The sequence below is a fragment of the Streptosporangium sp. NBC_01639 genome, assembly GCF_045209755.1.
In the GTDB taxonomy this organism is placed as follows: Bacteria; Actinomycetota; Actinomycetes; order Streptosporangiales; family Streptosporangiaceae; genus Streptosporangium.
Genome location: NZ_CP109272.1, coordinates 1,608,211 through 1,634,258, shown reverse-complemented (window position 1 = coordinate 1,634,258; position 26,048 = coordinate 1,608,211). Strand labels below are relative to the sequence as shown.

Annotated in this window: 21 protein-coding genes; 18 read left to right on the top strand and 3 right to left on the bottom strand. The window is 70.8% G+C overall.

Annotation, left to right across the window (positions count from 1 at the left end; all coding sequences use genetic code 11):
- Nucleotides 1-38 precede the first annotated feature (38 nt).
- The 3 genes from OHA77_RS07170 to OHA77_RS07160 are packed head-to-tail and all read right to left on the bottom strand — an operon-like array spanning nucleotide 39 to nucleotide 4,761.
- Nucleotides 39-2,462 carry a DUF3488 and DUF4129 domain-containing transglutaminase family protein gene (locus OHA77_RS07170; RefSeq protein ID WP_406316967.1) on the bottom strand — a complete coding sequence of 808 codons (2,424 nt, stop codon included), beginning with the start codon at nucleotides 2,460-2,462 and terminating at the stop codon, nucleotides 39-41.
- Nucleotides 2,459-3,712, bottom strand: coding sequence for a DUF58 domain-containing protein (locus OHA77_RS07165; protein WP_326821437.1), 1,254 nt, complete (start codon nucleotides 3,710-3,712; stop codon nucleotides 2,459-2,461). Before OHA77_RS07165 ends, OHA77_RS07170 begins: the two co-directional genes overlap by 4 nt.
- Nucleotides 3,712-4,761 (bottom strand): AAA family ATPase, encoded by a 1,050-nt coding sequence (locus tag OHA77_RS07160; RefSeq protein ID WP_406316964.1) that lies wholly within the window; start codon nucleotides 4,759-4,761, stop codon nucleotides 3,712-3,714. Before OHA77_RS07160 ends, OHA77_RS07165 begins: the two co-directional genes overlap by 1 nt.
- A 417-nt stretch (nucleotides 4,762-5,178) precedes the next feature.
- On the opposite strand from OHA77_RS07160, the gene mraZ reads away from it, so the two are divergent.
- The 18 genes from mraZ (at nucleotide 5,179) to OHA77_RS07070 (ending at nucleotide 26,042) form a co-directional block, all read left to right on the top strand.
- A complete protein-coding gene (gene mraZ / locus OHA77_RS07155) occupies nucleotides 5,179-5,610 on the top strand; it encodes a division/cell wall cluster transcriptional repressor MraZ (protein ID WP_406316962.1) in 432 nt (143 codons plus the stop codon).
- A gap of 223 nt (nucleotides 5,611-5,833) precedes the next feature.
- Nucleotides 5,834-6,829 (top strand): 16S rRNA (cytosine(1402)-N(4))-methyltransferase RsmH, encoded by a 996-nt coding sequence (gene rsmH / locus OHA77_RS07150; protein WP_326821440.1) that lies wholly within the window; start codon nucleotides 5,834-5,836, stop codon nucleotides 6,827-6,829.
- Nucleotides 6,830-6,998: 169 nt separating this feature from the next.
- Nucleotides 6,999-7,319, top strand: a complete 321-nt coding sequence (locus tag OHA77_RS07145) for a hypothetical protein (protein ID WP_406316959.1) — start codon at nucleotides 6,999-7,001, stop codon at nucleotides 7,317-7,319.
- Nucleotides 7,320-7,990: 671 nt separating this feature from the next.
- Nucleotides 7,991-9,742 (top strand): peptidoglycan D,D-transpeptidase FtsI family protein, encoded by a 1,752-nt coding sequence (locus OHA77_RS07140; RefSeq protein WP_406316957.1) that lies wholly within the window; start codon nucleotides 7,991-7,993, stop codon nucleotides 9,740-9,742.
- A gap of 40 nt (nucleotides 9,743-9,782) precedes the next feature.
- Nucleotides 9,783-11,327, top strand: a complete 1,545-nt coding sequence (locus OHA77_RS07135; protein ID WP_406319788.1) for a UDP-N-acetylmuramoyl-L-alanyl-D-glutamate--2,6-diaminopimelate ligase — start codon at nucleotides 9,783-9,785, stop codon at nucleotides 11,325-11,327.
- 12 nt (nucleotides 11,328-11,339) lie between these two features.
- Nucleotides 11,340-12,737 (top strand): UDP-N-acetylmuramoyl-tripeptide--D-alanyl-D-alanine ligase, encoded by a 1,398-nt coding sequence (gene murF, locus OHA77_RS07130; protein WP_406316955.1) that lies wholly within the window; start codon nucleotides 11,340-11,342, stop codon nucleotides 12,735-12,737.
- Complete coding sequence (gene mraY / locus OHA77_RS07125; protein WP_326821444.1) at nucleotides 12,734-13,792, top strand: phospho-N-acetylmuramoyl-pentapeptide-transferase; 1,059 nt, start codon at nucleotides 12,734-12,736, stop codon at nucleotides 13,790-13,792. The genes murF and mraY overlap by 4 nt, the downstream gene beginning before the upstream one ends.
- Nucleotides 13,793-13,832: 40 nt before the next feature.
- A complete protein-coding gene (murD, locus tag OHA77_RS07120) occupies nucleotides 13,833-15,224 on the top strand; it encodes a UDP-N-acetylmuramoyl-L-alanine--D-glutamate ligase (RefSeq protein ID WP_406316953.1) in 1,392 nt (463 codons plus the stop codon).
- A gap of 39 nt (nucleotides 15,225-15,263) precedes the next feature.
- Nucleotides 15,264-16,538 carry a putative lipid II flippase FtsW gene (gene ftsW, locus OHA77_RS07115; protein ID WP_326821446.1) on the top strand — a complete coding sequence of 425 codons (1,275 nt, stop codon included), beginning with the start codon at nucleotides 15,264-15,266 and terminating at the stop codon, nucleotides 16,536-16,538.
- 75 nt (nucleotides 16,539-16,613) lie between these two features.
- Nucleotides 16,614-17,702: an undecaprenyldiphospho-muramoylpentapeptide beta-N-acetylglucosaminyltransferase gene (murG, locus tag OHA77_RS07110; protein WP_406316950.1), complete on the top strand. Its 1,089-nt coding sequence runs from the start codon at nucleotides 16,614-16,616 to the stop codon at nucleotides 17,700-17,702.
- A 147-nt stretch (nucleotides 17,703-17,849) separates the two neighbouring features.
- Nucleotides 17,850-19,256 (top strand): UDP-N-acetylmuramate--L-alanine ligase, encoded by a 1,407-nt coding sequence (murC, locus tag OHA77_RS07105; RefSeq protein ID WP_406316948.1) that lies wholly within the window; start codon nucleotides 17,850-17,852, stop codon nucleotides 19,254-19,256.
- Nucleotides 19,257-19,320: 64 nt separating this feature from the next.
- Nucleotides 19,321-19,980 carry a cell division protein FtsQ/DivIB gene (locus tag OHA77_RS07100; RefSeq protein WP_406319787.1) on the top strand — a complete coding sequence of 220 codons (660 nt, stop codon included), beginning with the start codon at nucleotides 19,321-19,323 and terminating at the stop codon, nucleotides 19,978-19,980.
- A 224-nt stretch (nucleotides 19,981-20,204) separates the two neighbouring features.
- Complete coding sequence (gene ftsZ, locus OHA77_RS07095; protein ID WP_406316946.1) at nucleotides 20,205-21,587, top strand: cell division protein FtsZ; 1,383 nt, start codon at nucleotides 20,205-20,207, stop codon at nucleotides 21,585-21,587.
- A 90-nt stretch (nucleotides 21,588-21,677) separates the two neighbouring features.
- Entirely contained in the window at nucleotides 21,678-22,382 is a 705-nt protein-coding gene (locus tag OHA77_RS07090; protein WP_406316944.1) for a YggS family pyridoxal phosphate-dependent enzyme, read from the top strand.
- 120 nt (nucleotides 22,383-22,502) lie between these two features.
- Nucleotides 22,503-23,006 carry a cell division protein SepF gene (locus OHA77_RS07085; protein ID WP_326821451.1) on the top strand — a complete coding sequence of 168 codons (504 nt, stop codon included), beginning with the start codon at nucleotides 22,503-22,505 and terminating at the stop codon, nucleotides 23,004-23,006.
- Between the two features lie 82 nt (nucleotides 23,007-23,088).
- The gene (locus OHA77_RS07080) at nucleotides 23,089-23,376 is read left to right on the top strand and encodes a YggT family protein (protein WP_326821452.1); all 288 of its coding nucleotides are present in this window, start codon (nucleotides 23,089-23,091) and stop codon (nucleotides 23,374-23,376) included.
- A gap of 49 nt (nucleotides 23,377-23,425) precedes the next feature.
- The gene (locus tag OHA77_RS07075; protein ID WP_326821453.1) at nucleotides 23,426-24,283 is read left to right on the top strand and encodes a DivIVA domain-containing protein; all 858 of its coding nucleotides are present in this window, start codon (nucleotides 23,426-23,428) and stop codon (nucleotides 24,281-24,283) included.
- Between the two features lie 64 nt (nucleotides 24,284-24,347).
- Nucleotides 24,348-26,042, top strand: coding sequence for a hypothetical protein (locus OHA77_RS07070; protein ID WP_406316942.1), 1,695 nt, complete (start codon nucleotides 24,348-24,350; stop codon nucleotides 26,040-26,042).
- Nucleotides 26,043-26,048: the final 6 nt, after the last annotated feature.

Genomic DNA, 26,048 nt, shown 5'->3' with positions numbered 1-26,048 from the left:
AGGTGATCGATCCGGCCTTCCCGCCGGCTCCGGAGCCCTCAGACGCTTCGCCGGGCCGGTCGGCGGAGCCGGAGATTCTCCAGCCGGTCGAAACCGTCCAGCGCCCGCGTCCCCAGCCGTCGCGCCCGCAGGAGGGTCGAGGGCGGCAGCAGCACCGCACGGATCCGCCGGCCCCGGGTCACGGTGGCCGCCAGTGCCCGCCGTACCCGGCGGAGATCCTCGGGCAGCGAGCCGATCTCTCCCGTGGTGCGGGCGAAGAGCATCCGTTCCACCGCCATGGCGATCCTGGACACCGCGGCCTCGGCCTCCGCGTCGAATCCGTACTGCTCGGTGAGCCGCCGGGCCAGCGCCCTGGGACTCTCACTCGGCTGACGTGACATGCCGTAGTCGCACAACGCGTCGTCGAGTTCCGCCCATGCCGCGTTCACCGCCGACTCCCGCCGGTCCGCCCGGACCGCCACGACCTCGGTGGGCTCCGCGCCGGGGGGTCCCGCGGCAGGAGCGTCCGTCCCGCGCGCGTAGGACCTGCGCCGCCGGGCGCGCAGCTCCCAGCGGAGCATCCCGGGGATCAGCGCGATCAGCAACGCGACGGCGGCCCCGATGCCGATCCGCGCCACCAGGGGCATGCCCTCGTCCACCGCGATCGGCGCCCCGCCGAGGTCGCGGTCGAGCAGCGGGTCACGGCGGTCGCGGGCGGCTCCGTCCGGCAGGTCCGTTCCGGTGGGATCCGGGGCCGGAGCCGAGCTCTCCCCGTCATCGTCGACCGGCGCGGCCTGCGCCCGGGTGTAGGACGGCGCCGTCGCGCCGCTCTGCCCCGTGCTGCCTCCCGGCGTGGGCTCGAACCGCAGCCATCCGGTGCCCTCGAAGTAGAGCTCCGGCCAGGCGTGGGAGTCGTGCGTGCGCACCTGCCACTCACCGGCGACGTAGTCGCCACCGGTGTAGCCGATGGCGACCCGGGACGGGATGCCCAGGATCCGCGCCAGAACCGCCATCGAGGCGGCGAACTGCTCGCAGAACCCGGTCCGGCTGCGGATCATGAAATCCGTCAGCGCCTGACCGCTGTGCCCCTGGGTCGACAGGCTGTAGGTGAACCCGCCCTTCTTGGTGAAGAAATCCTGGAGCTGGATCGCCTGCTCGAAGGGGCTGGAGTCCTGCTCCGTCACCCGCCTGGCCAGTTCCCTGATCTCCCGGGGGAGATTCTCCGGCAGCTGCAGGTATCGCTCGTCGACCTGCGCGGCGGCCGATGCCCTGAGCGCCTCCGGAGTCGGATCGGGCTCGCCGGTGACGACCTCGTAATTCAGCCCCCCGGCGGTTTCCTCGCTGGAGAACACCATGAGCGTGTCCCGGTCGGCCCGCCAGTCACCCTCGATCCGGACCCGGCTGGCGGGGTAGGGCAGTGGCAGGAACTTCAGCTCTCTGACCTGTTCGCTCACCTTGACCTTGAGAGTCGTCTGCGTGACGGCCAGCCCCGCGGCCTGGCCGGGGGGAGTCGGCAGCGGCCCCTCGGAGACCCGGTCCTCGGCATGGCCCTGCGGGTCCGTCATCGTCCACCGGTCGCCGTCGAAGACGTCCAGCGCGTACAGCCGCAGGTAACGCGGCGCGCCGTCGTTGACCGTGTAGGTCATCATGGTGGCGTTGGTCGGCAGCGAGAGTTTCCCCCGCAGGTCGGCTATCGGGTCCGGGATGGTGATCAGGTTGCCGCCCCCGCCTCTGCCGTTGCCCACCCCGAACCCGAACAGCGGGTTCGGCTCCAGCGTGGGCAGCAGCGCGGGCAGCAGGATGGCCAGCACGATCGCCGTGAAGCCGATGCGCTTACCCGACAGCCGCAGGGATCCGGTGTCGGGGGCGGGCTTCGGGGCCACGAAGGACGGGGTACGGCGTACCAGCACCGCCCGGCCCCAGTGGTTGATCCGTTCACGTCCGTCGGCGGCCAGCAGCCCCAGGTAGCCCAGGGCCGCGATGATGAAAGCCGGCCAGCTGATCGGCTCGGAGACCACCGCGGCGGGGACGGTGAACAGCGCCAGCAACGGCAGGCCGGTGAGCGCGGCCCGGCGCAGCCGGGAGGCCACCAGATCGACAAGGATCGCGATCAGTCCGACGCCGCCGCAGGTCAGCAGGGTGATACTGGTGTTGGCCGGCACCGGGGCGGCGTATCGCTGGATGTCGGTGAAGCCGGTGGCCAGCAGTTTCGCCAGTCCGACGACCGACTCCTTGGTGGGCACCAGCCCCGCCCAGGCCTTGCCGCCGGTGAACACCGCCGTCAGGTAGATCAACACCACGATCAGCTGGGCCAGGGGCACCAGCCAGTTCGGCAGGGCGTAGCGGGTGCCCAGCATGCCGACACCCGTGACCGCCAGGATGATCCCCAGGCACGCCCAGAACCAGCCACCGCCCTGGAACAGGGGGTAGAGCGCGATCGCGACCGCTCCCGTGGCCGCGCCCGCCGCGATGGGAAGTCTCATGAGCCGCTCCCGCTGAGTGTGAATCGTCCGCGCTGTGCGGCGTCCGGCCACACGCTCGCGATCGAGGTGCCCGCGGGCAACCGAACGATGTGCCAGCCCGTCCCGGCGAAGATCGCCTGAGCCGCCCGGTACTCCTCGTTCTGGCCGAGTTCGGGCCGCTCCCAGCCCGCCACGTCCAGCAGCACGGCCACGCCGGTCGCGGTGCCGCGCCTCAGCCTGGCCAGTGCCTGGGCCTGCTCCACGTCGATCCCGCCGAGGACCGCCACGATCAGGCCGTCGCCCCCGCCCTGCCGCAGCGCGTTCAGGCCGTACTCCAGCGACCGCGCCGAACTGGTACGCACCACGGCGAGGGCGTCCAGCAGCGACCAGCTCAGCCCGGTGTCGTTGAGGTGCTCGGCCCCCTGGTCGGTGACCAGGCGCAGGCCGAGCCCCTCCCGTGCCAGGTGCACGCCGATCGAGGCCGCGGTCGAGACCGCCACCTCGAACGACGAGCGGGGACCCTCGCCGCGGTGCGCGTACCGGCGGGTGTCCAGCAGCAGGGCGCCCCGGCTCTGCCGCTGCTGTTCCTCGCGCCGCACCATTAGCTCGCCGTACCGGGCGGTCGAACGCCAGTGCACGCGCCGCAGGTCGTCGCCCTGCCGGTACTCCCGCGGCGCGATGTCGTCGTCACCCGCGGTCGCCACGCTCCGGGTGCGGCTGTCGCCGCCGCCCGTCCACTCGCCGGAGAGGCGGACCTGCGGGAGCGCCGTGACCTGGGGCGTCACCACGAGCGTGTCGCTGATGCTGAACGACCTGGTCAGCTCGACCAGGCCGAACGGGTCGGTGATCTTGATGGTGAGCGGGCCGATCCCGAAGCGGCCGCGCAGGTCGGACCGGACCCGGTAGTCGATCTCCCGGACGCCGTGTGGCTCCACCCGGTCCAGGACGAACCTGGGCCGGGCCCCCAGCGCGTAGGGAACGGTGTCCTCGATCATCAGCAGGCCGGTCGGCAGCCGGGTGACGTTCTCCAGCCGCAGTGTCACGGTCGCCTCTCCGCCCACCTCCGCCCGGGGCGGATCCAGGCGCCGCGCGCAGCTCAGCCGGTAACGGGTGCGGGCCACCACCATGGCCGCCAGCAGCGGCAGGGAGACGACCAGCACCCCGATCCTGAGCAGGTCGTGTTCCCCGAGGACGAAGGCGCACACCAGCGCCGCGACGCCGGACGCGAAGAACGACCGGCCACGGGCGGTGAGCGCCTTGAGGCCGGACATCACTTGCCTTGTGTCTCGGGCACGGGCACCCGGCGGACCAGCTCGGCCATCACCTGCTCGGGTGTACGGCGCTGGCCCTGGGCCTCGACGCTGGGCAGCAGCCGGTGGGCGAGGACGGGCAGGCACAGCTCCTGCAGGTCGTCGGGGATGACATAGTCGCGGCCGGCGAGCGCGGCGTGCGCCCGTGCCGCGCGGACCAGTTGCAGGGTCGAGCGTGGGGAGGCGCCGAGCCTCAGGTCGGGGCTGTGGCGGGTGGCGGTCACCAGATCGATGGCGTACTTCTTGACCGGCTGCGAGACGTAGACCGCGCGTACCGCCTCGATCAGCGCCCGGACCTCGGCGGTGGTCGCCACCGGCTCCAGCTTGTCCAGCGGGGAGGCGGCGCTGTGCACGTCGAGCATCTCCAGCTCGGCCGTGGGTTCGGGGTAGCCCATCGCTATCCGGGCCGTGAAACGGTCGCGCTGCGCCTCGGGGAGGGGGTAGGTGCCCTCCATCTCGATGGGGTTCTGGGTGGCGATCACCATGAACGGGCCGTCCAGCCGGTAGGTCGTGCCGTCGACGGTGACCTGGTGCTCCTCCATGCACTCCAGTAGGGCCGACTGCGTCTTCGGCGAGGCGCGGTTGATCTCGTCGCCCACCACGATGTTGGCGAACACCGGGCCGGGCTTGAACTCGAACTCCCTGGTCTGCTGGTTGTACGCGCTCACTCCGGTGATGTCGCTGGGCAGCAGATCCGGGGTGAACTGGACCCGGCGCACCGGGCAGTCGATGGATCGTGCCAGGGCCTTCGCGAGCATGGTCTTGCCCACTCCGGGCACATCCTCGATGAGCAGATGCCCCTCGGCGAGGAGAACGGTCAAGGTCAGGCGGATGACGTCGCCTTTGCCCTCGATCACCGACTCGATCGCCTGACGGATCCGGTGCGCGGTGACGACCAGATCATCGAGTCGAGGTGAGACGTCATGGGTTACTGCCACCAGGCCTCCATGAAGGTGCGGCGGTTTCGCGCCGGGGTGCGTATTTCCGGGACCTTTGCGATCCCTTTCCATTGTGAGTACCGACACTACGGCGCCATGCGTTCCCGGGCGACTCTATGTGGGCATTAAGGGGCATTTCGGGTGAACGACCATAGTGTCTGTGCTGAGCGTGACGTTCTTATCCGATAGATGTACTGATCTCGTGACAAGTCCGTAGGGTGCTCCATTTTTCACTCCCGGTCACCGCCGGTCAGTCGATTTCGTAATCGCCCGGCCATCGGGGTGCTTCTCGACACGCCCAGCGCGTCCCGGGGGCGCGTCGCCCCTCCACTCCGCTCCACCCGTATTGACCTGGGGAAATATCGCCGGAGTCGGCCGTGAAGACGGGCGGAATCAGTTGACGGTGGAGAGAAGTGGAGTATGGTGGTGCGCAGTGGAGAGCAGGGACTACAGCGCCAGGCGCTCCGCTAGGCACGGGAGGTGGGGCCGGTGTTCCTCGGCACTCATCACCCGCGTCTCGATGACAAGGGACGGCTGTTCCTGCCGGCGAAGTACCGCGAGGAGCTGGCGGAGGGTCTGGTGATCACCAAAGGCCAGGAGCGCTGCCTCTACGTCTTTCCCGTAGAGGAGTTCCAGCGCATCACCGAAGCTCTGCGCGCAGCGCCGGTGACTGCCAAGGCGGTCCGTGACTACAGCCGTGTCTTCTTCGCCAGTGCATCTGACGAGGTCGCCGACAAGCAAGGCCGGATCACCATTCCACAGGCTCTGCGGGAGTATGCCAGCCTGCGCCGTGACTGCACGGTCATCGGAGCCAACACACGGCTGGAGATCTGGGACGCACACGCCTGGGACACCTATCTGGCCGACCAAGAGCAGGCTTTTGCCGATCTGTCGGAGGAGGTGCTGCCAGGGATTCTGTGACTTCACGGTCGACTCATCGGTGAAAACGTCGTTCGGCGAGGTCTCCACCCGCAACCACCATGCACGTGAGCTGATGCACCTTCCCCGGTGTCAGGTGACGGGCGGACGCGTGGGTGCGGATGGGGACCTGGCCGGACGGTCCGGGGGTGGGGGCCAGCAGGGACACCGGTGAACACCCGTCGCGTATCCGCGAGCGCGGCGGCAAGAGGGGGGTTTGCGCTTCATGCGCGCCGAGAACGACATGCGTGATTTTCAGGCCCCGGGCGGCCATGTGCCCGTGATGCTCGACCGGGTGCTTGAGCTCCTGGCTCCCTCGCTGGCAGGTCCCGACCCCGTCGCGGTCGACGCGAACCTGGGTCTCGGCGGCCATGCCGAGGCGCTGCTGGCCGCCCATCCCGCACTGCATCTGATCGGGATCGACCGCGATCCCACCGCGATCGAGCGCTCGACGTCCCGGCTGGCGCCGTACGCCGACCGGATCACCCTGGTCCGCGCGGTCTCCGACGAGCTGACCGAGGTGCTGGCCGAGGCCGGCCGTCCCCGCGTCAACGCCGTCCTGTTCGACCTGGGGGTCTCCTCGCCCCAGCTCGACGAGGCCGAGCGCGGCTTCGCCTACTCCTACGAGGCCCCGCTGGACATGCGGATGGACCGTGACCAGGAGCTGACGGCCGAGATCGTCGTCAACACCTACTCGGCCGCCGAACTCATCCGGATTCTCCGCGATTACGGCGAAGAACGATTCGCTCCGCGTGTCGCGCGCCTAATCATCAAGGAACGGGGCAACGAGGCCATAACGTCGACTAAGCGGCTTGCGGAGATCGTCCGTACGGCGATCCCGGCCGCTACCCGACGAACTGGGGGAAACCCCGCAAAAAGGACTTTTCAGGCATTGCGGATCGAGGTGAACGCGGAGTTGACGGCCCTGGAACGCGCGCTGCCCGCCGCGCTCGACGCGCTGACGCTTGGCGGGCGCGTGGTCGTGCTCGCCTACCACTCCCTTGAGGACCGGCTGACCAAGCAGGTCCTGGCGGCACGGGTCAGGGACACCGGCCCACCGGGGCTGCCCGTCCCGTTGCCGGCCCACCAGCCGCGGTTCGCCCTACTGACAAGAGGAGCCGAGCTTCCGAGCGAAGAGGAGGTGGCCCGCAACCCGCGGGCGGCCTCTGCCCGGTGTCGGGCAGCAGAGAGGATCCGTGAGGCAGTTGACGACGAGGAGTGATTCAGACGTCCGGACCGCGCCGAGCCGCGGCGGGCGACCTGCGCGCGTCCCGCGCGCGACGCCGCAGCCGGTCAGGTCCAGGCCGGTCAGGCCCAGGCCCGTCGCCGACGCCGCGCCCTCGGCCCCGGTTCCGGCCGCCCGGCGGGGACGTTCGCCGCGCGCTCCCTTCGTGCTGCTCGTGGTCAGCCTCCTCTGCGGCGGTCTGATCAGCCTCCTGCTGCTGAACGTCGTCCTCGCTCAGGACTCTTTCAAGGCCAATGAGCTCAGTAGGACCAACGAACAGCTCCGCCAGAAGAAGGATGCGCTGAAGTACGAGAACATGCTCCGGGAGCAGCCCAACGTGCTCGCCCGGGACTCCGCGGGGCAGGGGCAGGTGCCTGACTGGGAGAAGGTCAGGGCCATCACTCCCGACCGGCCCGGCGGCAGCCGGGTCGCGAGTGAAGGCCAGACGCCCACCGGACAGGAGCGAGTGCCGGGCACGGGCCGGTGAGGGAGCCCGGCGGCCGAGGTCCCGGCCGAGGCGGCTCCGGTAACGGATCCGCCGGAGGATCCGGGCGCCGGGCGCCGGGCGGTCCCGGCCGTACCGGTAAGCCGCCCGGCCCGGACGCGGCAGGAAGGCCGGGCCCCTCCGGCAGGCCCGCCCGCCCGGAGGGACCGGGCAGGACCGACGGCCCCGACGGTCCCGGCAGGCCTGCCAGGACCGAGGGGCAGGGCGCGTCCGGCCGGCCCGACGGAGCCGGGGGAAGGCAGGGCGGTCCTGCGGGGACCGGCAAGGACGGGGCTCCGAGGACGGGGAAGTCCGGCGCCCCGGGCGGATCCGGCGCCCCCGGTAAACCTGGCGTCTCGGGTAAGTCCGGCGCTCCGGGTAAGTCCGGCGCCTCCGGTAAGTCCGGCGCCTCGGGCAGGTCCGGCGCCCAGGGCAGGCCGGCCGGGGCCGGCAGGCAGCGTTCCGACGGTCCCGCCAGACCGGGTGGTCCTCCGGCGGCGGGCAGGTCCGCGCGCCCCGAGGGCGCCGGCAGGCCGTCGGGTCCGGAGACGTCGCGCAGGCCACGCAGCTCTCCGCGGCCGGACGCGCCGGAGCGGGGCCCGCGCGGAGCGGGAGCCGGGAGCGGCCGTACGCCGGGCAGGAGCGGACCGGGCGGCCGGCCGCCCCGGCCGCCGGTGCGCCCGCCCGCGGTGCTGCGCCTGGGCAACCCCGGCCGGCGGATCAACATCGGCCTGATCGTGATGATCTTCGTGCTGTCCGTCTTCGCCGGACGGCTGGTGCAGCTCCAGGGCCTCGACTCCAAGCTCTACGTCGCGCAGGCGGCCAAACAGCGGGTCCAGGCCGAGAAGCTGACCGCACGACGGGGCTCGATCACCGATGTCAACGGGCACGAGCTCGCGCTGACCCTGAAGGCGCGCGAGATCTTCGTCGACCCTTCGGAGATCACCCCGGCCAAGCGCGACCAGGTGGCCACCGCACTGGCCGCCGAGCTGAACCAGCCCAAGGAGCAGATCGCGGCCAAGCTCGTCAACAGCGCCAGCCGCTACCAGCAGGTGGCCGCCGCCGTCGAACCGTCCGTCGCCCAGCGGATCATGGACCACGAGCCCAGGCTCGTGGGGGTCGGGAGCAAGGACGTCTACCGGCGCGACTACCCGGGCGGTGACCTGGCGGGCACCCTGCTGGGCTTCGTCGGCGCGGACGGCACCGGCCTGAGCGGACTGGAGAGCACCTATGACGAACTGCTCGCCGGCCGTGACGGCGAGCAGTTCGTCGAGACAGGCCGCGGCGGGCAGCGCATCCCGATGACCCGCAGCACCCTCAAGGCGCCCGTGGAGGGCAGGGATGTGCGGCTCACCGTCGACCGCGACATCCAGTGGGCCGCCCAGAAGGCGATCACCGACCAGGTCGCGGCCACCGGCGCGCGCACCGGCAGCGCCATCGTGATCGACGTGCCCACCGGCCAGGTGGTCGCCATGGCCAACGCGCCCGAGCTCGACCTGAAGAACTGGGCGAAGGCCGCCCCCGAAGACTGGGTCAACCGCTCGGTGACCGACGTGTTCGAGCCGGGCAGCACCAACAAGGTCATCACCGCGGCGGCCGCCCTGGAGTCGGGGGCCGTGCGGCCCGAGACCGTGTTCAAGGTCAACGACAGCATCACGTGTGCCGACCGGGTGCTGAGGGACTCCCACCCGCACCCCATGGAGCGCCTGACCTTCTCCGGCGTGGTCGCGACCTCCAGCAACGTCGGCACGATCCTCGCCTCCCAGAAGGTCGGCGACCAAAAGCTCCACGAGATGCTGCAGCGCTTCGGGTTCGGCGTCAAGCCCGGCACCGGTCTCCTCGGCGAGGAGGCGGGACTGCTGCCGGACTGGAAGAAGTGGTCGGGCAGCCAGCGCTGCACGATCGCCTACGGCCAGGGCGTCTCGGTGACCGCGCTCCAGACGGCCAGCGTCTACCAGACCATCGCCAACGGCGGGACCCGCGTCACCCCGCAGGTCGTGGCCGGCACCACCACCGAGAAGGGCGCGTTCGTGCCGTCCGCGCCGGCCAAGCGGACCCGGGTGGTCAGTGAGCGCACGGCCGAGGAGGTCACCGGGATGCTGGAGGCCGCCGTCAGCGCGGAGGGAACCGGCAATCTCGCCGCCATCGACGGCTACCGGGTCGCCGGCAAGACAGGCACCGCGATGCGCTACGACGTCAAATGTCAGGGATACTGCGGGTACACCTCGACATTCGTTGGTTTCGCCCCGGCGGACCAACCCCGCCTGGTCGTCCTCGCGGTCGTTCAAGACCCCCACAAGGGCTACTACGGTGGGGAGATCGCCGCCCCGGTCTTCAAGAAAGTGATGACGTTCGCGTTGAAGAGCAAGAAGATTCCGCCCACAGGAACGACAGCCTCCTCGGTGCCGATACGCGCCGGGGAGTGATGAGGGAAGGTACGCTCTCGCCGTGCGTCCCCCGTCGTCCATGCGACCGTCAACCAGTTCACCCCGTCCGCTCTCGGGGCTGGCGAGCCTGCTCGGCGCGCCTTCCGGCACGTCACGGGCACCGCTGGCCGCGGTGTCCGGGATCACCATCGATTCGCGCCGAGTCCAGCGCGGAGACCTCTACGTAGCGCTGCCCGGAGCCGCCTCCCACGGAGCCGACTTCTCCGCGCAGGCGCTCGCCGCAGGGGCCAGCGCCATCCTGACCGACGAAGCGGGCCGGCCGGCCGCCGTGGCGACCGGCCTGCCGGTCCTCGTCGTTCCGGACCCGCGCGCCGTGCTCGGCCAGGTCTCCGCCTGGGTGTACGGCCGCCCGGCCGCGGATGTGATGGTCATCGGCGTCACCGGCACCAGCGGCAAGTCCACCACCAGCTTCATGCTGGAGGCCGGGCTGCGGGCCGCCGGGCACCGGACCGGGCTGATCGGTGGTGTGGAGATCCACATCGGCGAGCTGCGCTCCGTGCCCAAGCTGACCACGCCGGAGGCCAGCGACCTGCAGGGGCTGTTCGCCCTCATGCGCGAGCACGGGGTCACCGCGGCCGCGATGGAGGTCTCCAGCCACGCGCTGGCGATGGGCCGCGTGGACGGGGTCTTCTACGACGTCGCGCTGTTCACCAACCTCTCCCAGGACCACCTGGACTTCCACCGGGACCTCGACGACTACTTCGCGACGAAGGCCCGGCTGTTCACGCCCGAGATGAGCCGCGCGGGGGTCGTCAACATCGACGACGCCCACGGACGCGAGCTTCTCGGCCTGAGTAAGATCCCGATGACCACCTTCTCCGCCGAGGGCGCCGTCGAAGCCGACTGGCGGGCCGTGGACGTGCGCCTCGGCGGTGACGGCTCCTCCTTCCGGGTCGTCGGCCCCGGCGGCGTCGAGGAGCAGGCCACGGTGGCCCTGCCCGGCCCGTTCAACGTCGCCAACGCGCTCGGCTCGATCGTCTCCCTCGTGGAGGCCGGGGTGCCCCTGAGGACCGCGGTGGCCGGCGTCGGTACGCTGACCGGTGTGCCCGGCCGGATGGAGCGGGTGTCCGGTGGCCAGGACTTCCAGGCCATCGTCGACTACTCGCACAAACCCGGAGCGGTCGAGGCGGTGCTCCGCGCCCTGCGTCAGATCACGGCCGGCAAGCTGACCGTGGTGCTGGGCTGCGGCGGCGACCGTGACCGGGGCAAACGCCCGATGATGGGGGAGGCCGCCGCGCGGCTGGCGGATGTGGCCATCCTCACCAGTGACAATCCTCGCTCGGAGGATCCGCTGCGGATCCTCGCCGAGATGATGAACGGAGTCCTCGGCGTGTCTCAGCATGAGCGCGCGCATGTGATCATTGAGCCGGACCGGGCTGCGGCCATCGACCTGGCGATCGGCCGGGCCGGTCCCGGCGACATCGTCGTCGTGGCCGGCAAGGGGCACGAGCAGGGCCAGTACGTCAGGGAGGAAATACTCCCGTTCGACGACAGGCAAGTGGTGGCCGACGCGATCGTCAGACGGCGGAACCGGCCGGGCCCCGAAGACACGTATGGAGAGTAGGTAAGACGCATCATGATCCCGTTGCCGCTGGCCAGGATCGCCGAGATCACCTCGGGCGCCCTCGCTGGTATGGCCGATCCCCGTGCGGTCGTACGCGGTCCGGTCGTCATCGACTCCCGCGCCGTCGAGCCTGGGTCGTTGTTCGTCGCCATCAAGGGTGACCGGGTCGACGGGCACGACTTCGCCGCCCAGGCCGTCGAGGCCGGCGCCGTCGCCGTGCTGGCGTCCCGACCCGTCGACGCCCCCGCGGTCGTCGTCGGCGACACCGTGACCGCCCTGGCGGGCCTGGCCAACGCCGTCTGCGCCCAACTGCCGTCGGTCACCGTCATCGGCGTGACCGGCTCCGCGGGCAAGACCACCACCAAGGACCTGCTGGCCCGCCTCACCGCCAGGGTCGGTCCGACGGTCGCCCCGGCCGGCTCGTTCAACAACGAGATCGGCCACCCGCTCACGGTGCTGAAAGCCGACGAGAACACCCGTTACCTGGTGCTGGAGCTCAGTGCGAGATACGCGGGCGACATCGCCCATCTCGCCCGGGTCGCCCCGCCCAGGATCGGGGTGGTCCTCAACGTCGGCACCGCCCATCTGGGCGTCTTCGGCGGCAAGGAGGCGATCGCCAGGGCCAAGGGTGAGCTGGTCGAGGCACTGCCCGCCGACGGCGTGGCCGTACTGAACGCCGACGACCCGCTGGTGGCCGCGATGGCCGGCCGTACCGACGCCCGGATCACCTGGTACGGCCGCGCCGAGTCCGCCGCGGTGCGGGCCGAGGGGGTGACCCTCGACGGGCGCGGCCGGGCCTCCTTCACCCTGCGCACCCCGTCCGGCGCCGCGCCGGTCGCGCTCCGCCTGTACGGCGAGCACGCCGTGGAGAACGCGCTCGCCGCCGCGGCGGCGGCCTACGAACTGGGCCTGCCGGTCGCCACCATCGCCGAGGAGCTGTCGGAGGCCGAGCCCCGCAGCCGGTGGCGGATGGAGGTCACCGACCGGGAGGACGGCGTCACCGTGATCAACGACGCCTACAACGCCAACCCCGACTCCATGCGGGCCGCCTTCGGCACCTTCGACGTCCTCGCGGGCGGACGCCGCCGCTTCGCGGTCATCGCCGCCCTGCGCGAGCTGGGGGAGGAGAGCGCGGCCCTGAACGAGGACCTGGGCCGGCTGGCGGGTGGCGCGGGACTCGCGGGCCTCTTCGTCGTCGGACCCGACGCGGAGGAGATCCTGGCCGGTGCCCGCGCCGCGGCGGGCGGCGCACCGGACGCCACGCGGATCACGCATGTGGCCGACGCCGAGGCGGCGGGTGCCGCGCTGTCGGCACTCCTGGCCCCCGACGACGTGGTGCTGGTCAAGGGGCCCCGCGCCGCCGGGCTGGAGCGCGTGGCCGAGACGCTGCTCGGGGGTGACCGCCGATGAGGGAGATCCTCATCGCGGCGGCGGTGAGCCTGCTGCTGTCCATGTTCGGCACGCCTCTGGCGATCCGCCTGTTCTCCCGGCGCGGCTACGGCCAGAGCATCCGGGAGGAGGGGCCCTCCGGGCACCACGACAAGCGCGGCACCCCCACCATGGGCGGCACCGTGATCGTGATAGCGGCGCTGGCCGGGTTCGCTTGCGCCCACCTGGCCACCTGGACCCAGCCCACCGTCTCCGCGGTCCTGGTGCTGTTCCTGATGGTGGGTCTGGGCGCGGTCGGCTTCCTCGACGACTTCATCAAGATCTACAAACAGCGCAGCCTCGGCCTGCGCAGCGGCGCCAAGGCGCTGGGCCAGCTCGTCATCGGCGCGGTCTTCGCGGTCCTGGTGACCCGCTTCCCGAACGCCTACCTGATCACCCCGGCCGAGACCCGGCTGTCGTTCCTGCGGGACTTCGGCCCGTCCATCGGCATCGTCGGGTTCACGCTCCTGGTGCTGTTCATGATCGTGGGCTTCTCCAACGCGGTGAACCTGACCGACGGCCTCGACGGCCTGGCCAGCGGTGCCACCGGTGTGGTGCTGGCCTCCTACGTGCTGATCGGCAACTGGCAGCTCCGCAACAGCTGCACCACCCAGCTCGGTCCCAACTGCTACTGGGTCCGCGACCCGCTGGACCTGGCCGTGGTCGCCGCCGCCGTGCTCGGCGCGCTGGTGGGCTTCCTGTGGTGGAACGCCCCGCCCGCGAAGATCTTCATGGGCGACACCGGCTCGCTGGCCCTGGGCGGGGTGATCGCCGGTCTGGCCATCACCACCCGCACGCAGCTCCTGCTGGTGATCCTGGCCGGGATGTGCGTGATCATCACGATGTCGGTGATCATCCAGGTCGGCTTCTTCAAGATGACCGGCAAACGGGTCTTCAAAATGGCTCCCCTCCAGCACCACTTCGAGCTGTCGGGGTGGGCGGAGACGACGATCGTGGTCCGCTTCTGGCTCCTCGCCGCGCTCTGCGCCGCCGCCGGCCTCGGGCTGTTCTACGTCGAATGGATGCCGAAGCCGTGACGGCGGCGAGCACGGCCGCGCGGCGGGCAGGAGTGATCACGTGATCTGCGTCGCCGGTCTCGGCGTCTCGGGTACGGCCGCCGCCCGCGCGATGGCCGCCCGGGGCGAGAAGGTGGTCGTCCTGGAGGGCAGGGACGGGGAGCGGGCCAGGGCCACCGCCGCGGAGCTGGCCGGGATCGGGGTCGAGGTCCGTTTCGGCGAACCGGCCGCCCTGCCCGCCGGCGCCTCCCTCGTCGTCGCCACCGGCTGGCCGCCGCACCACCCGCTGCTCGTCGCGGCGGCCGAGGCCGGGGTGGAGGTGATCGGCGAGGTCGAGCTGGCCTGGCGGCTCCGTCCGGCGGACGCCGCGCCCTGGCTGGCGCTGACCGGCACCAACGGCAAGACCACCGTGGTCCGGATGCTCACCTCGATGCTGACCGCCGCCGGGCACCGGGCGCTGGCGGTCGGCAACGTCGGCACCCCCATCGTGGAGGCCGTCACCGGGCCCGCCGACGTGCTGGCGGTGGAGCTGTCCAGCTTCCAGCTCCACCGCTCGCCCAGCCTCGCCCCGCACACCGCCGCCGTCCTCAACGTCGCCCCCGACCACCTTGACTGGCACGGCTCCATGGAGGAGTACGCCCGGGCCAAGGGGGAGATCTTCGCCCGGGCCGGGACGGTCGTCCACAACGCCGACGACGAGTGGGCGGCCCGGCTGGCCGCGCCGTACGACGGGGGCGCGCACACGGTGGGCTTCACCCTCGGAGTGCCGGCGCCCGGCCAGGTCGGCGTGGTCGAGGACCTGCTGGTGGACCGGGCGTTCGTGGCCGACCCGGTGCGCAACGCCACCGAGCTGGCCTCGTTCGCCGACATCCGGCCGTTCGCGCCGCACAACGTGGCCAACGCCCTGGCCGCCGCCACCATGGCCCGCTCCTACGGGGTGCCCCCGGAGGCCGTACGGCAGGGCCTGCTGGACTTCGTCCCCGACCCGCACCGGATGGCGCAGGTCGCCCGGGTCGGCGAGGTCGACTACGTGGACGACTCCAAGGCCACCAACCCGCACGCCGCGGCGGCGTCGCTCGCGGCCTACCCCTCGATCGTCTGGATCGCCGGCGGGCAGCTCAAGGGCGCCGACGTGGACGAGCTGGTCCGGCGGGCCGCGCCACGGCTGCGCGGCGCGGTGCTGCTGGGCGTCGATCGTGAGCGAATCCGGCAGGCTCTGGCGCGACACGCCGAAAATGTCCCGGTGGTGGAGGTGGCCGGCCAAGACACTGGGGTCATGGACCGTGTCGTCACCGAAGCCGCGAGGCTCGCCGTTCCCGGGGACACCGTGCTGCTGGCTCCGGCCGGGGCATCCCTGGACATGTTCCCCAACTACGGGGCGAGGGGGAAAGCCTTCGCTCAGGCCGTCCTCGCGCGCCTGGACGGATCGCGGCGCGATGCCGAGGGCGTGTGATCACGAAGGGTGGGTCCGGTCGGCGGAGCGGGGGGAAAGATGACCGCTGAGACCGATCGGGCGCCGGCCTTCGACTCCTTCAACGGCCGCCTCGCCCGGGTGCGTGAGCTGCTGGCACGCCCCCTCTTCTCCTACCACCTGCTGCTCGGCGTCAGCGCGCTGCTGATGGCCCTGGGGCTGATGATGGTCCTGTCCGCGTCGAGCATCGAGGCGCTCCAGACGCGGCAGTCGGCGTTCGCGCTCTTCGGCCGGCAGTTCATCGCGGCGACGCTGGGCCTGCTGCTGATGTGGATCTGCTCCCGGCTGCCCATCAGGTTCTTCCGGCTGGCCGGCTACCCGCTGATGGTCTTCGCCGCCCTGGGCCTGGTCCTGGTCCTCTTCATCGGCGACGCGGAGCAGGGCGCGCAACGCTGGATCTACATCGGCGAGCTCACCGTCCAGCCGTCGGAGCCGGCCAAGCTCGCACTGGTGGTGTGGGGTGCCGACCTGCTGGCCAGATGGGCGCGGGCCGGGCAGATCGAGTGGCGCAGACTGCTGATCCCCCTCCTGCCCGGGCTGGCGATCATGGCCGTCCTGGTGATGCTGGGTAGTGACCTCGGCACCACCCTGGTGCTGATGATGATCTTCCTTGCCCTGCTCTGGGTGGTGGGCGCGCCGCTGAAGCTGTTCGGCGGCATGCTGGCGGTCATCCTGCTGGCCGTCATCACGATGATCAGCTCTGAGGGCTACCGCTCGAACCGGATCGCCGGCTGGCTCAACCCGCAGGGCACCGCGCAGGGCGCGGGATACCAGTTGGTGCAGGGGCAGATGGGGATAGGCAGCGGCGGCTGGTTCGGGGTCGGGCTGGGGGCCGGCAAGCAGAAGTGGAACTGGACCCCGCACGCCGAGAGCGACTTCATCTTCTCCGTCATCGGTGAGGAGTTCGGTCTGATGGGCACGCTGATCGTGGTGATCCTGTTCGGGCTGCTCGGCTACGCGGGCCTGCGGGTGGCCAGCCGGGTCAGGGACCCGTTCGTCCGGCTCGCCTCGGTCGCCGCGGTCGCCTGGATCGTCGGCCAGGCGATCGTCAACATCGGAGCCGTCACCGGGATGCTGCCCATCACCGGAATCCCGCTGCCGCTGGTCTCCTACGGCGGATCGGCGCTGTTGTCGACCCTGGCCGCGCTGGGGATGCTGCTCGCCTTCGCCAAACACGAGCCCGGCGCGCGGGAGGCTCTGGCGGCGCGTGGCCCCGGACCGGTGGCTCGGGGCCTAAGCTGGCTTGGCCTGGGTGGTCCGGTTAAGAAACGGCGGCCGGTCCGCGCGAGGCGGTAGGCGACCGGGTGGTTCTGCGCGGAAACGACGCCTGGTCCAAGGAAGACGATAAGTGAGATAAGTGAAAGGACCGACATGAGGGTGGTCCTCGCCGGCGGCGGGACGGCCGGTCACATCGAGCCGGCGTTGGCCCTAGCCGACGCGCTCCGCCGACTGGTCCCCGACATCGGGATCACATGCCTTGGCACGGAGCGCGGCCTGGAGACGCGGCTGGTGCCGGCCCGCGGTTACGACCTGCAACTTGTGCCCGCGGTGCCACTGCCCCGGGCGATCACACCCCAGCTGCTGACCGTGCCCGGACGGCTGGCGGGCGCCATCAGCGCCGCCGCCGGCATCATGGAGCGGGTCCAGGCCGACGTGCTGGTCGGGTTCGGCGGCTATGTGGCGACCCCCGCCTACCTGGCGGCGCGGCGGCGAGGGGTGCCGATCGTGGTGCACGAGGCCAACCCGCGGCCGGGTCTGGCCAACCGGCTGGGTGCGCGGCTCACCGACCACGTGTTCACCGGCCACCAGAACACGCCACTGAACCGCGCCGAACACGTGGGCATCCCGCTCCGCCGCGAGATCGTCACGCTGGACAGGCTCTCCATGGGAGACAAGGCGCGTTCCTGGTTCGGCCTGGAGGCCGATCTGCCCACGTTGCTGGTCACCGGGGGCTCCCAGGGCGCGCGGTCGCTCAACCAGGCGGCGCTGGCCGCCGGTCCGGCGCTGCGCCGGGCAGGGGTGCAGGTCCTGCACGTCATCGGGCCGAAGAACACGCTGGCGGAGGAGCCGCCGCCCGGTGACCCGCAGTACGTCGCGCTGCAGTACGTCGACCGGATGGATCTGGCCTACGCCGCGGCGGACTTCGCCCTGTGCCGCAGCGGCGCCATGACGTGCGCCGAGCTGACCGCGGTGGGGCTGCCCGCCGCCTTCATCCCGCTGCCGCACGGCAACGGCGAGCAGCGGCTCAACGCCGAGCCGATCGTGCAGGCCGGTGGCGGCCTCATGATCGACGACGCCGACCTGACACCGGAGTGGATCATCCAGAACGTGCTGCCCATCCTGTCCGATCCCGAGCGGGTGGTCACCATGTCGGAGGCCGCCTCCAGGATGGGCCGGAAGGACGCCGACGTGACGCTCGCCCGTAGGGTGTTGCAGATCGCGTCGGGGGGGAGGGCCTGATGGCCGAGCGAGGAACGAGGTCGTCCGCGTGGCGGACGAGGAGGGGCGAGCGACCGATGAGCGGGGAGCGAGCCCGATGCGGTGAGCACGGCGGCCTGCCGAGGGACGAGGCCGTCCGCGTGGCCAATGAGGAGGGGTGAGCGGCCGATGAGTCTGGTCAAGTTGGTGGATCCGGTCGCGGCCGAGGAGCTCGGGCGTGTCCACTTCATCGGGATCGGCGGCGCCGGCATGTCCGGCATCGCCCGCATCCTGCTCAAGCGGGGCGTGCCGGTCTCCGGCAGTGACGCACGCGGCTCGGACATGGTGACCGAGCTGCGGGAGCTGGGTGGCCGGGTCCACATCGGCCACGCCGCCTCGCACATCAAGAACGTCGACACGGTGGTGGTCTCCACCGCGATCCGCGACTCCAATCCCGAGCTGGGTGAGGCGCTCAGCCAGGGGCTGCGGGTCATCCCCAGGGCCGCCGCGCTCGCCTCGGTCATGGCGGGCCGTACCGGCGTCGCCCTGGCCGGGACCCATGGCAAGACCACCACGACCTCGATGCTCACGGTGGCGCTGCAGAAGTGCGGCGTCGATCCGTCCTACTGCGTCGGAGGTCAGCTCGTGACCACCGGCCTGGGGGCCGACGAGGGGGCGGGCGGGGTGTTCGTCGCCGAGGCCGACGAGAGCGACGGCTCCTTCCTCATGCTGGCGCCGGACATCGCCGTGGTGACCAACGTGGAGCCGGACCACCTGGACAACTACGGTGAGCCGCGCGCGGTCTACGACAGCTTCGCCCGGTTCGTCGAGCGGGTCGGCACCTCCATGGTGATCTGTGTGGACGATCCGGGTTCGGCCGCGCTGATCCCCATCGCCCGTGCACGGGGCCTGAAGGTGATCACGTACGGTGAGACCGAGGACGCCGACTTCCGGGTGAGCGGGATCGTCCCCGACGGTCTGGGCATCTCCTTCGCGGTCGACGGCCGCGGAGAGGTCAGGCTGGCCGTCCCCGGCCGTCACAACGCGCTCAACGCCACCGCGGTCATCGCGGTGGCGATGGAGCTGGGGGTGTCCTTCGACGAGATACGCGACGGCCTGGCCGCCTTCACCGGTGCCAAGCGCCGCTTCGAGGCCAAGGGCGAGGCCGGCGGGGTGGCGGTCTTCGACAGCTACGCCCACCACCCGACCGAGCTGGCCGCGGACCTGCGCGCGGCGCGGGACGTGGTGGCGTCCTTCTCCGGCTCCGGCAGGGTCGTCGCGGTCTTCCAGCCGCACCTCTACTCCCGGACGAGATTCTTCGCCGACGAGTTCGCGACGGCCCTCGGCCTGGCGGACGAGGTCATCGTGCTGGACGTCTACGGCGCCCGCGAGGATCCCGAACCGGGTGTCTCCGGGGCGCTGGTGGCGGGCAAGGTCTCCCTGCCGTCCGGTCAGGTGACCTACGCGCCGCAGCGCGACGCGGTCCCCGACCTGGTGGCGGACCGGGCCAGGCCCGGTGACATCGTGCTCACCATGGGGGCGGGTGACGTGACCGAGCTGGGCCCCCGCATCGTGGCGGCGCTGGCCGCCAGGTGAGCCGCGGCAGGGGGTGCGGGACGCCGGAGCCCGGGCCGCCGGACGAGGTGAGACGGTGAACGGGATGTGGAGGTCGGCCTTCCTGGCCCTGCTCACCGTGGGGGTGGTGGGAATCGCCGCCTGGCTGGTCTTCTTCTCCTCCGTGCTCGGGGTGCGCGACATCCAGGTGCGGGGGAACCTCGGCATTCCCGCCCAGCGGATCCAGCAGGCGACGGGAGTGCCCGAGGGCAGGCCCCTGGCCACCGTGGACGTGCCCGAGGTCGAGGAGCGGATCATGAAGATCCGGCAGATCCAGTCGGTGACGGTCAGCCGCGGCTGGCCCGGCACACTGGTGGTGGAGGTGGTGGAGCGTGAGCCGATCGCGGTGGTACCGGTCGGCACCCGGTTCGCCCTCATGGACCGGCACGGTGTGATGACCGAGGTCAGAGATGTCGCGCCCGCGACGCTTCCGGTGTTGCGCGCGGACCGCGCACAGCCCGGCGATCCCGCGACCGGTGCGGCGCTGGCCGTCATGGAGGCACTGCCGGATGATCTGGTCCCGCGGATCGCGGAGGTGCTCGCCCCCACGTCCGAAACCGTCTCGCTGCGTCTGAAGGACGGCCGCACGGTCATGTGGGGCGGCCGGGACCGGGCGGCGGACAAGGCGAAGATCCTCGTTACGCTGCTGAAACGTCCGGCCGACACCTATGACGTGAGCTCGCCTGACGTCGTGACGGTGAAGTGATCCCGGTCGGCCCGCGCGTTCGCCGAAAAGGACGGCCTGCGACACGCCGGGCGTGCTTGCGGCGCGGTTAGTTGACCCGCCTGGAGCGTAACTCCTACTGTCCGTATCACTCCTCAGGTTGACATAAATCTAAATCTCAACTTGAGGGTGAGAGTTTTGGAAGCGACGGCACGGGCCCCGTGCCGCATGAAATTGCAAGTAAACGAGCGGAAAGGCCCCTCGTCGTGGCAGCACCGCAGAACTACCTCGCGGTCATCAAGGTTGTAGGAATCGGCGGAGGCGGAGTCAACGCCGTCAACCGGATGATCGAGGAGGGACTCAAGGGCGTCGAGTTCATCGCCATCAATACCGACGCTCAGGCGCTGCTGATGAGTGACGCCGACGTCAAGCTCGATGTCGGGCGTGAGCTCACCCGCGGCCTCGGCGCGGGGGCCAACCCCGAAGTCGGGCGGAAGGCGGCCGAGGACCACCGCGAGGAGATCGAAGAGGTCATCAAGGGCGCCGACATGGTGTTCGTCACCGCCGGAGAGGGAGGTGGCACGGGCACCGGCGGCGCCCCGGTGGTGGCCAACATCGCACGTTCGCTGGGCGCACTGACCATCGGCGTGGTCACCCGGCCCTTCAGCTTCGAGGGCCGGCGAAGGGCGATGCAGGCCGAGGCGGGCATCGAGACCCTCCGTGAGGAGGTCGACACCCTCATCGTGATCCCGAACGACCGGCTGCTGTCGATCTCCGACCGGCAGGTGAGCGTGCTTGACGCCTTCAAGGCGGCCGACCAGGTGCTGCTCTCCGGTGTCCAGGGCATCACCGATCTCATCACCACGCCGGGTCTGATCAACCTCGACTTCGCCGATGTGAAATCGGTCATGTCCGGTGCCGGGTCGGCGCTCATGGGCATCGGCCACGCACGCGGCGACGACCGGTCGGTCGCGGCGGCCGAGATGGCCGTCTCCAGCCCATTGCTGGAGGCCAGCATCGACGGTGCGCACGGCGTGCTGCTCTCGATCGCCGGCGGCTCCGACCTCGGACTGTTCGAGATCAACGAGGCGGCCCAGCTCGTCTCCAACGCGGCGGCGCCGGATGCCAACATCATCTTCGGTACGGTCATCGACGACGCCCTCGGTGACGAGGTACGCGTCACGGTGATCGCGGCGGGGTTCGACGAGCCGGTCGCGGAGACCAAGGCCGCCGCACCGCAGCCGGCCGCCCGTCAGCAGTCGGTGCCGCGTCCGGCCCCCGCGACCCCGCCGACGCGTCCGGGACCGCCCACGGTGAAGGCAGAGCCCCGGCCCGAGCCGAGGCCCGAACAGCCGCCGTCGCCGGCCCGGCCGGTCGCCGGCCCCCCGCCCGCGCCGGCGGAGGCGTCGATCACGCCCGCCGCACAGCAGATCCACCCTGTCCAGCCGCCGGCGCATCACTCCGCCGAGCAGGCTGAGCAGTCCCGCGTGGACGAGCCGCCGGCTCCGCCGGTGTCCATCCCGCGCCCGGCTCCCGAGCCGTCGCAGCCCACCCCCATCTCCGCGAGGCTCTCCGACCCCGCCCGACGGCGCCCGGTGATCTTCGAGGAGCAGGAGGAGGAGCTCGACGTTCCCGACTTTCTGAAGTGACATTGCTCACGGCCAGGTGAACGACGGATCACTCGGCAGAGACAGGGAAGATGGATTCCGCCGGTTTGTCGGTAATTGAACGGCGGAGATGTGACGGAAGCAACACGACGTGATGAGATCGCGGCCGGTCTGGCCCAGGTCGAGGCGGAGATCGCCGAAGCCTGCCGGGCCGCCGGCCGTGCCCGCGACGAGCTGACGCTCGTCGCGGTGAGCAAGACCTACCCCGCCTCTGACGTGCGTCTTCTGGCCGCGCTGGGGGTGACGAACGTGGGGGAGAACCGCGACCAGGAGGCCGCGGCCAAGGCGCGTGACTGCGCCGGGCTCGGTCTCACCTGGCACTTCATCGGCCAGTTGCAGACCAACAAGGCCCGCTCCGTGGTCGGCTATGCCGACGTCGTCCACTCGGTGGACCGTCCGCGCCTGGTGGCCGCACTCAGCCAGGAGGCGGTCCGGGCGGGCAGGGAGCTCGGCTGCCTGGTGCAGGTCGCTCTGGACGGCGATCCCGGACGGGGCGGGGCACGGCCGCAGGACGTGCCCGCGCTGGCGGAGGCCCTCGCCGCCGCTCCGGGGCTGCGTTTGGGCGGGGTGATGGCGGTGGCGCCCCTGGGCGGAGAGCCGGCCAGGGCCTTCGCGGAGCTTCGGGAGATCGCGCAGGCCGTACGGGACGCCCACCCGGGCGCCGACGTCATCTCGGCGGGTATGAGCGGCGATATGTCCGAGGCTATTGCGAATGGCGCGACACACCTACGTGTCGGTACGGCGTTGCTCGGTCGCAGGAAGCCCTTAGTCAGGTAATGTCCCTTCAAGTGGACCTTGGCGTCCGCGTATCCAGATAGAGGTCGATCGGTGGTGAGCTCCAAGGGGGTGCGGCTACCGCCCCGGGCAAATCGGAGTAAGGCGGAGGAAGAAGTAGCGATGGCCGGCGCGATGCGCAAGATGGCGGTCTACCTCGGTCTTGTGGAGGATGACCGCTATGAGAGATACGACAGCTATCCCGACGACGAGTACGACGACTTCGACGACTCGCGGCGGGTTGGCGACGAGCGGCCTGGCACGGTCCACGACCGCGATGACGACACCGATCCCGGTGTGCCCGCCCCCAGGCCCGCGACGGCTGTCATAGAGCGTCGTACGACCGATCTGGCGCGTATCACGACACTTCATCCCCGCACCTACAACGAGGCGCGGACAATCGGTGAGCACTTCCGCGACGGGACCCCGGTCATCATGAATCTGACCGAAATGGTTGACAGTGACGCTAAGCGGCTTGTCGATTTCGCGGCAGGTCTTGTCTTTGGCCTACATGGCAGCATTGAACGTGTTACCAACAAGGTGTTCCTGTTGTCCCCTGCCAATGTCGAGGTGACCGCCGAGGACAAGGCCCGAATCGCGGAACGCGGGTTCTTCAACCAGAGCTAGAGTTCCACCATGAACAGTGACTGGCCGGACAGGTCCCGACAAGACCGGGGTTGGCGGAGCAGAGTGGAGGCGGGGACAGACCGTGGGGATCGTTAGCGAGATCTTGGTCATCGTCCTGTCCCTCTACCTGGTGCTGCTGATCGGCAGGATGATCTTTGAGACGGTGCAGGCGTTCGCGCGTCAGTGGCGGCCCACCGGGCCCGTCCTCGTTCTGGCGGAAGCCGTGTACACGGTGACCGATCCACCTCTCAAGTTCCTCCGCCGTTTCATTCCACCACTCCGGTTAGGTACGGTGGCCTTTGACCTAAGCTTCACAGTGCTGTTCATTGTGGTCTTGGTCTTGATCCAACTCGTGTCCGCGCTTCGTTGATCGGGTACCGTCCCTCCGGACAGACTCCAAGCGCGCCAAGGAGACCGAAATGCCGCTGACGCCCGCTGATGTGCGGAACAAGCAATTCAGTACGACTCGGCTCAGGCCGGGTTACGACGAGGAAGAGGTAGACGCCTTCCTTGATGAGGTGGAGTCCGAACTGGACCGCCTCATTCAGGAGAACGAGGAGCTCCGCGCCAAACTGGCGGAGTGCCTCCGGGGCAAGGTGCCCGGCGGGATGGGGATGGCCATGGCCCCGGCCCCCGTCGCCGAGCCCAAGCCCGAGATGATGATGCCGCAGCCGGAGCCCATGCGGGCCCCCGAGCCGGTTCAGCACCAGCAGTCTGTTCCCGTCGGCATGGGGATGCCCCCGGCTGAGGACAACATGGACACCGCGGCCCGCGTGCTCGCGCTGGCCCAGCAGACGGCCGACCAGGCGATCGCCGACGCCCGCCGGGAGGCGGACGAGACGGTGACCCGGGCGCGTCGCGAGGCCGACGACATCCTCGGCAAGGCACGTCGTCAGGCTGAGCAGGTCATCGGTGACGCCCGTGCCCGCGCGGAGACGCTGGAACGCGATGCCCAGGAACGGCACCGTCAGGCCATGGGCTCGCTGGTGCAGACCCGTGACGAGCTTGAGCGCAAGGTCGAGGAGCTCCGCAGTTTCGAGCGCGAGTACCGCAGCCGTCTGAAGCTCTACCTGGAGAACCAGCTCGCCGAGCTGAACGTGGCTGCCGAGGGCAGCGGCGGGTTCCCCATGGTGGGCGGACCCCCGGCCATGTCCCACTCCGTGCCTCAGGGCGGCCAGCAGCCGATCCAGAATGCCCCCAACCCGTTCGGCGGTGAGCCGTCGCAGCATTCGGGTGCCTTCCAGGGCGTTGACGGTCCGCACAACGACCGCCGCTAAGGTGTCGGGTCATTCCCTCTGACCCGTATCCGGGAGTTCCTCTGTGATCCTTATCAGCGCTGGTTTGGTGGTCACGGCCATCGTCCTGCTCATCGCGGGATTTTTGCTGGGCCAAGCCTTTCTGGTCATGTGGTCGATCGCGGTCAGCGTGCTGTCCGCGGTCTTCCTGGTGATCGGGGCGTTGTTGCGCCGCCATGAGCTGTTCCCCAGCGGTGGGCACGCCGGACAGGCTCCGCCCCCGCAGGGGGGACCGGTTCCGGCCGGACCGACGCCCGTGCCGCGCATGGTTCCGGACCAGCACGTCTCCTCGGCCCCGCACGCGATGGCGTCGCAGGGCATGCGGCAGACGGCCACGCCCCAGCCCCGGATGAGTCCGGCGGCCGGGCGGGCTCCCGCCGCGCGGCGGGGACTCCTGGGTGCCAAGGCGATCGTTCTGGTGATCCCCGGGCGCAAGCGGTACCACGTCGCCGGATGCAGGCAGCTGGACAGCAGGGATCATGAGGAGCTGACTCACGAGGAGGCGCGGGAGGAGGGCTTCACGCCCTGCACCACGTGCCTGCCCGAGTTCACCGGCGGGAGCCGGCCCCAGGACGCCTCCTACAAGACGCAGGAGCCGGCCGCGCCCCTGACGTCGTCTCAGGAGTCCGGCACCTCCACCGCCGCCCGCGAGGCCGCCGCCGGACCCACTGCCCGCTTCAGCCCGCCGTACGGGCCTGTCACCTCCTCCAGCCCGCAGGAGACCGCCGGGGTCCGTCCCCGGGGCCAGGGCGCTCCGGCCGCTCAGGAGCCGGTACAGTCCCGGGAGCAGGCCGATCCGCCGCTGCGCGCAAGCAGGCCCGCCGACCGGCCGGCAGCGGAGTCCGACCCGGCCTCCCCACCGCAGACCCCCGACGACTCCGCGGCGACCAGCTGGTTCAGCCGCGACATGGTCGAGTCCGTCGCCGCCGCCTCGGAGACACCGGGCTCCGGCCCTTCCGGGGATTCCGAGGACCAGGTTTCGGCTGAGCCGGAAGAATCCGTCCCCTCCGGTCCCGCCGAGGCCGAGGTTCCCGACCGGTCCGGTGGTCCGGTGGAATCGGGGTCCGCCGAGGCCGAGAGCAGCCCTGTCGGATCCGGTGGCCCGGTGGGACCGGAGTCCGCCGAAGCCGAGATCTCTGTCGGGTCCGGTGGCTCGGTCGGATCGGGGTCCGCCGAGGCCGAGAGCAGCCCTGTCGGATCCGGCGCTCCGGTGGAATCGGAGCCCGCCGAAGCCGAAGCCGAAGCCGAGGACGGGGCCCCGGCCGCGCCCTCCGGATCCGGTGCCCGGCCCGGCCCCGCCGGGCGGAAGCCGTCCGCCGAGGAGCAGGACTCCCTCGGCGAGCCCGTGTCCGCGGAGCCGGACAGCACCCCCGAGCCGGTGGAGCCGGCTGAGACCGCACCCGGGCGCGCCGGGCAGCCGGTGTCGGCCGACTCCACCTCGGAGGAGACGGAGCCCTCCACGCCCTCCACGGACGGCCGGAAGGCCGGCGCCCCCGAGGAGGCCGTCGACGAGAACGACGAGGACACCGATACCGCTCCGCACGGAATCCCGGTCATCCAGGACGGGCCGAAACCCGGCAGCCCGGAAACGGTCAAGGTCATCGTCGGCACCCGCCGCTTCCACAGCTCCGCCTGCCCGCTCATCAGGGGCACGGACGACGACGGCATCGAGACCATGTCCCGGGCCGAGGCCGAGGAGTCGGGCCTGACCGGTTGCTCGGTCTGCCAGAACGGCCGCTGAGCACAC

Bases quoted from the DNA above. Each gene is read 5' to 3' on its own strand.
- OHA77_RS07170 (WP_406316967.1), bottom strand. From the start codon at position 2,462: ATGAGACTTCCCATCGCGGCGGGCGCGGCCACGGGAGCGGTCGCGATC.
- OHA77_RS07165 (WP_326821437.1), bottom strand. From the start codon at position 3,712: ATGTCCGGCCTCAAGGCGCTCACCGCCCGTGGCCGGTCGTTCTTCGCG.
- OHA77_RS07160 (WP_406316964.1), bottom strand. From the start codon at position 4,761: ATGGAAAGGGATCGCAAAGGTCCCGGAAATACGCACCCCGGCGCGAAA.
- rsmH (WP_326821440.1), top strand. From the start codon at position 5,834: ATGCGCGCCGAGAACGACATGCGTGATTTTCAGGCCCCGGGCGGCCAT.
- OHA77_RS07135 (WP_406319788.1), top strand. From the start codon at position 9,783: ATGCGACCGTCAACCAGTTCACCCCGTCCGCTCTCGGGGCTGGCGAGC.
- murF (WP_406316955.1), top strand. From the start codon at position 11,340: ATGATCCCGTTGCCGCTGGCCAGGATCGCCGAGATCACCTCGGGCGCC.
- mraY (WP_326821444.1), top strand. From the start codon at position 12,734: ATGAGGGAGATCCTCATCGCGGCGGCGGTGAGCCTGCTGCTGTCCATG.
- ftsW (WP_326821446.1), top strand. From the start codon at position 15,264: ATGACCGCTGAGACCGATCGGGCGCCGGCCTTCGACTCCTTCAACGGC.
- murG (WP_406316950.1), top strand. From the start codon at position 16,614: ATGAGGGTGGTCCTCGCCGGCGGCGGGACGGCCGGTCACATCGAGCCG.
- murC (WP_406316948.1), top strand. From the start codon at position 17,850: ATGAGTCTGGTCAAGTTGGTGGATCCGGTCGCGGCCGAGGAGCTCGGG.
- OHA77_RS07100 (WP_406319787.1), top strand. From the start codon at position 19,321: ATGTGGAGGTCGGCCTTCCTGGCCCTGCTCACCGTGGGGGTGGTGGGA.
- OHA77_RS07085 (WP_326821451.1), top strand. From the start codon at position 22,503: ATGGCCGGCGCGATGCGCAAGATGGCGGTCTACCTCGGTCTTGTGGAG.
- OHA77_RS07075 (WP_326821453.1), top strand. From the start codon at position 23,426: ATGCCGCTGACGCCCGCTGATGTGCGGAACAAGCAATTCAGTACGACT.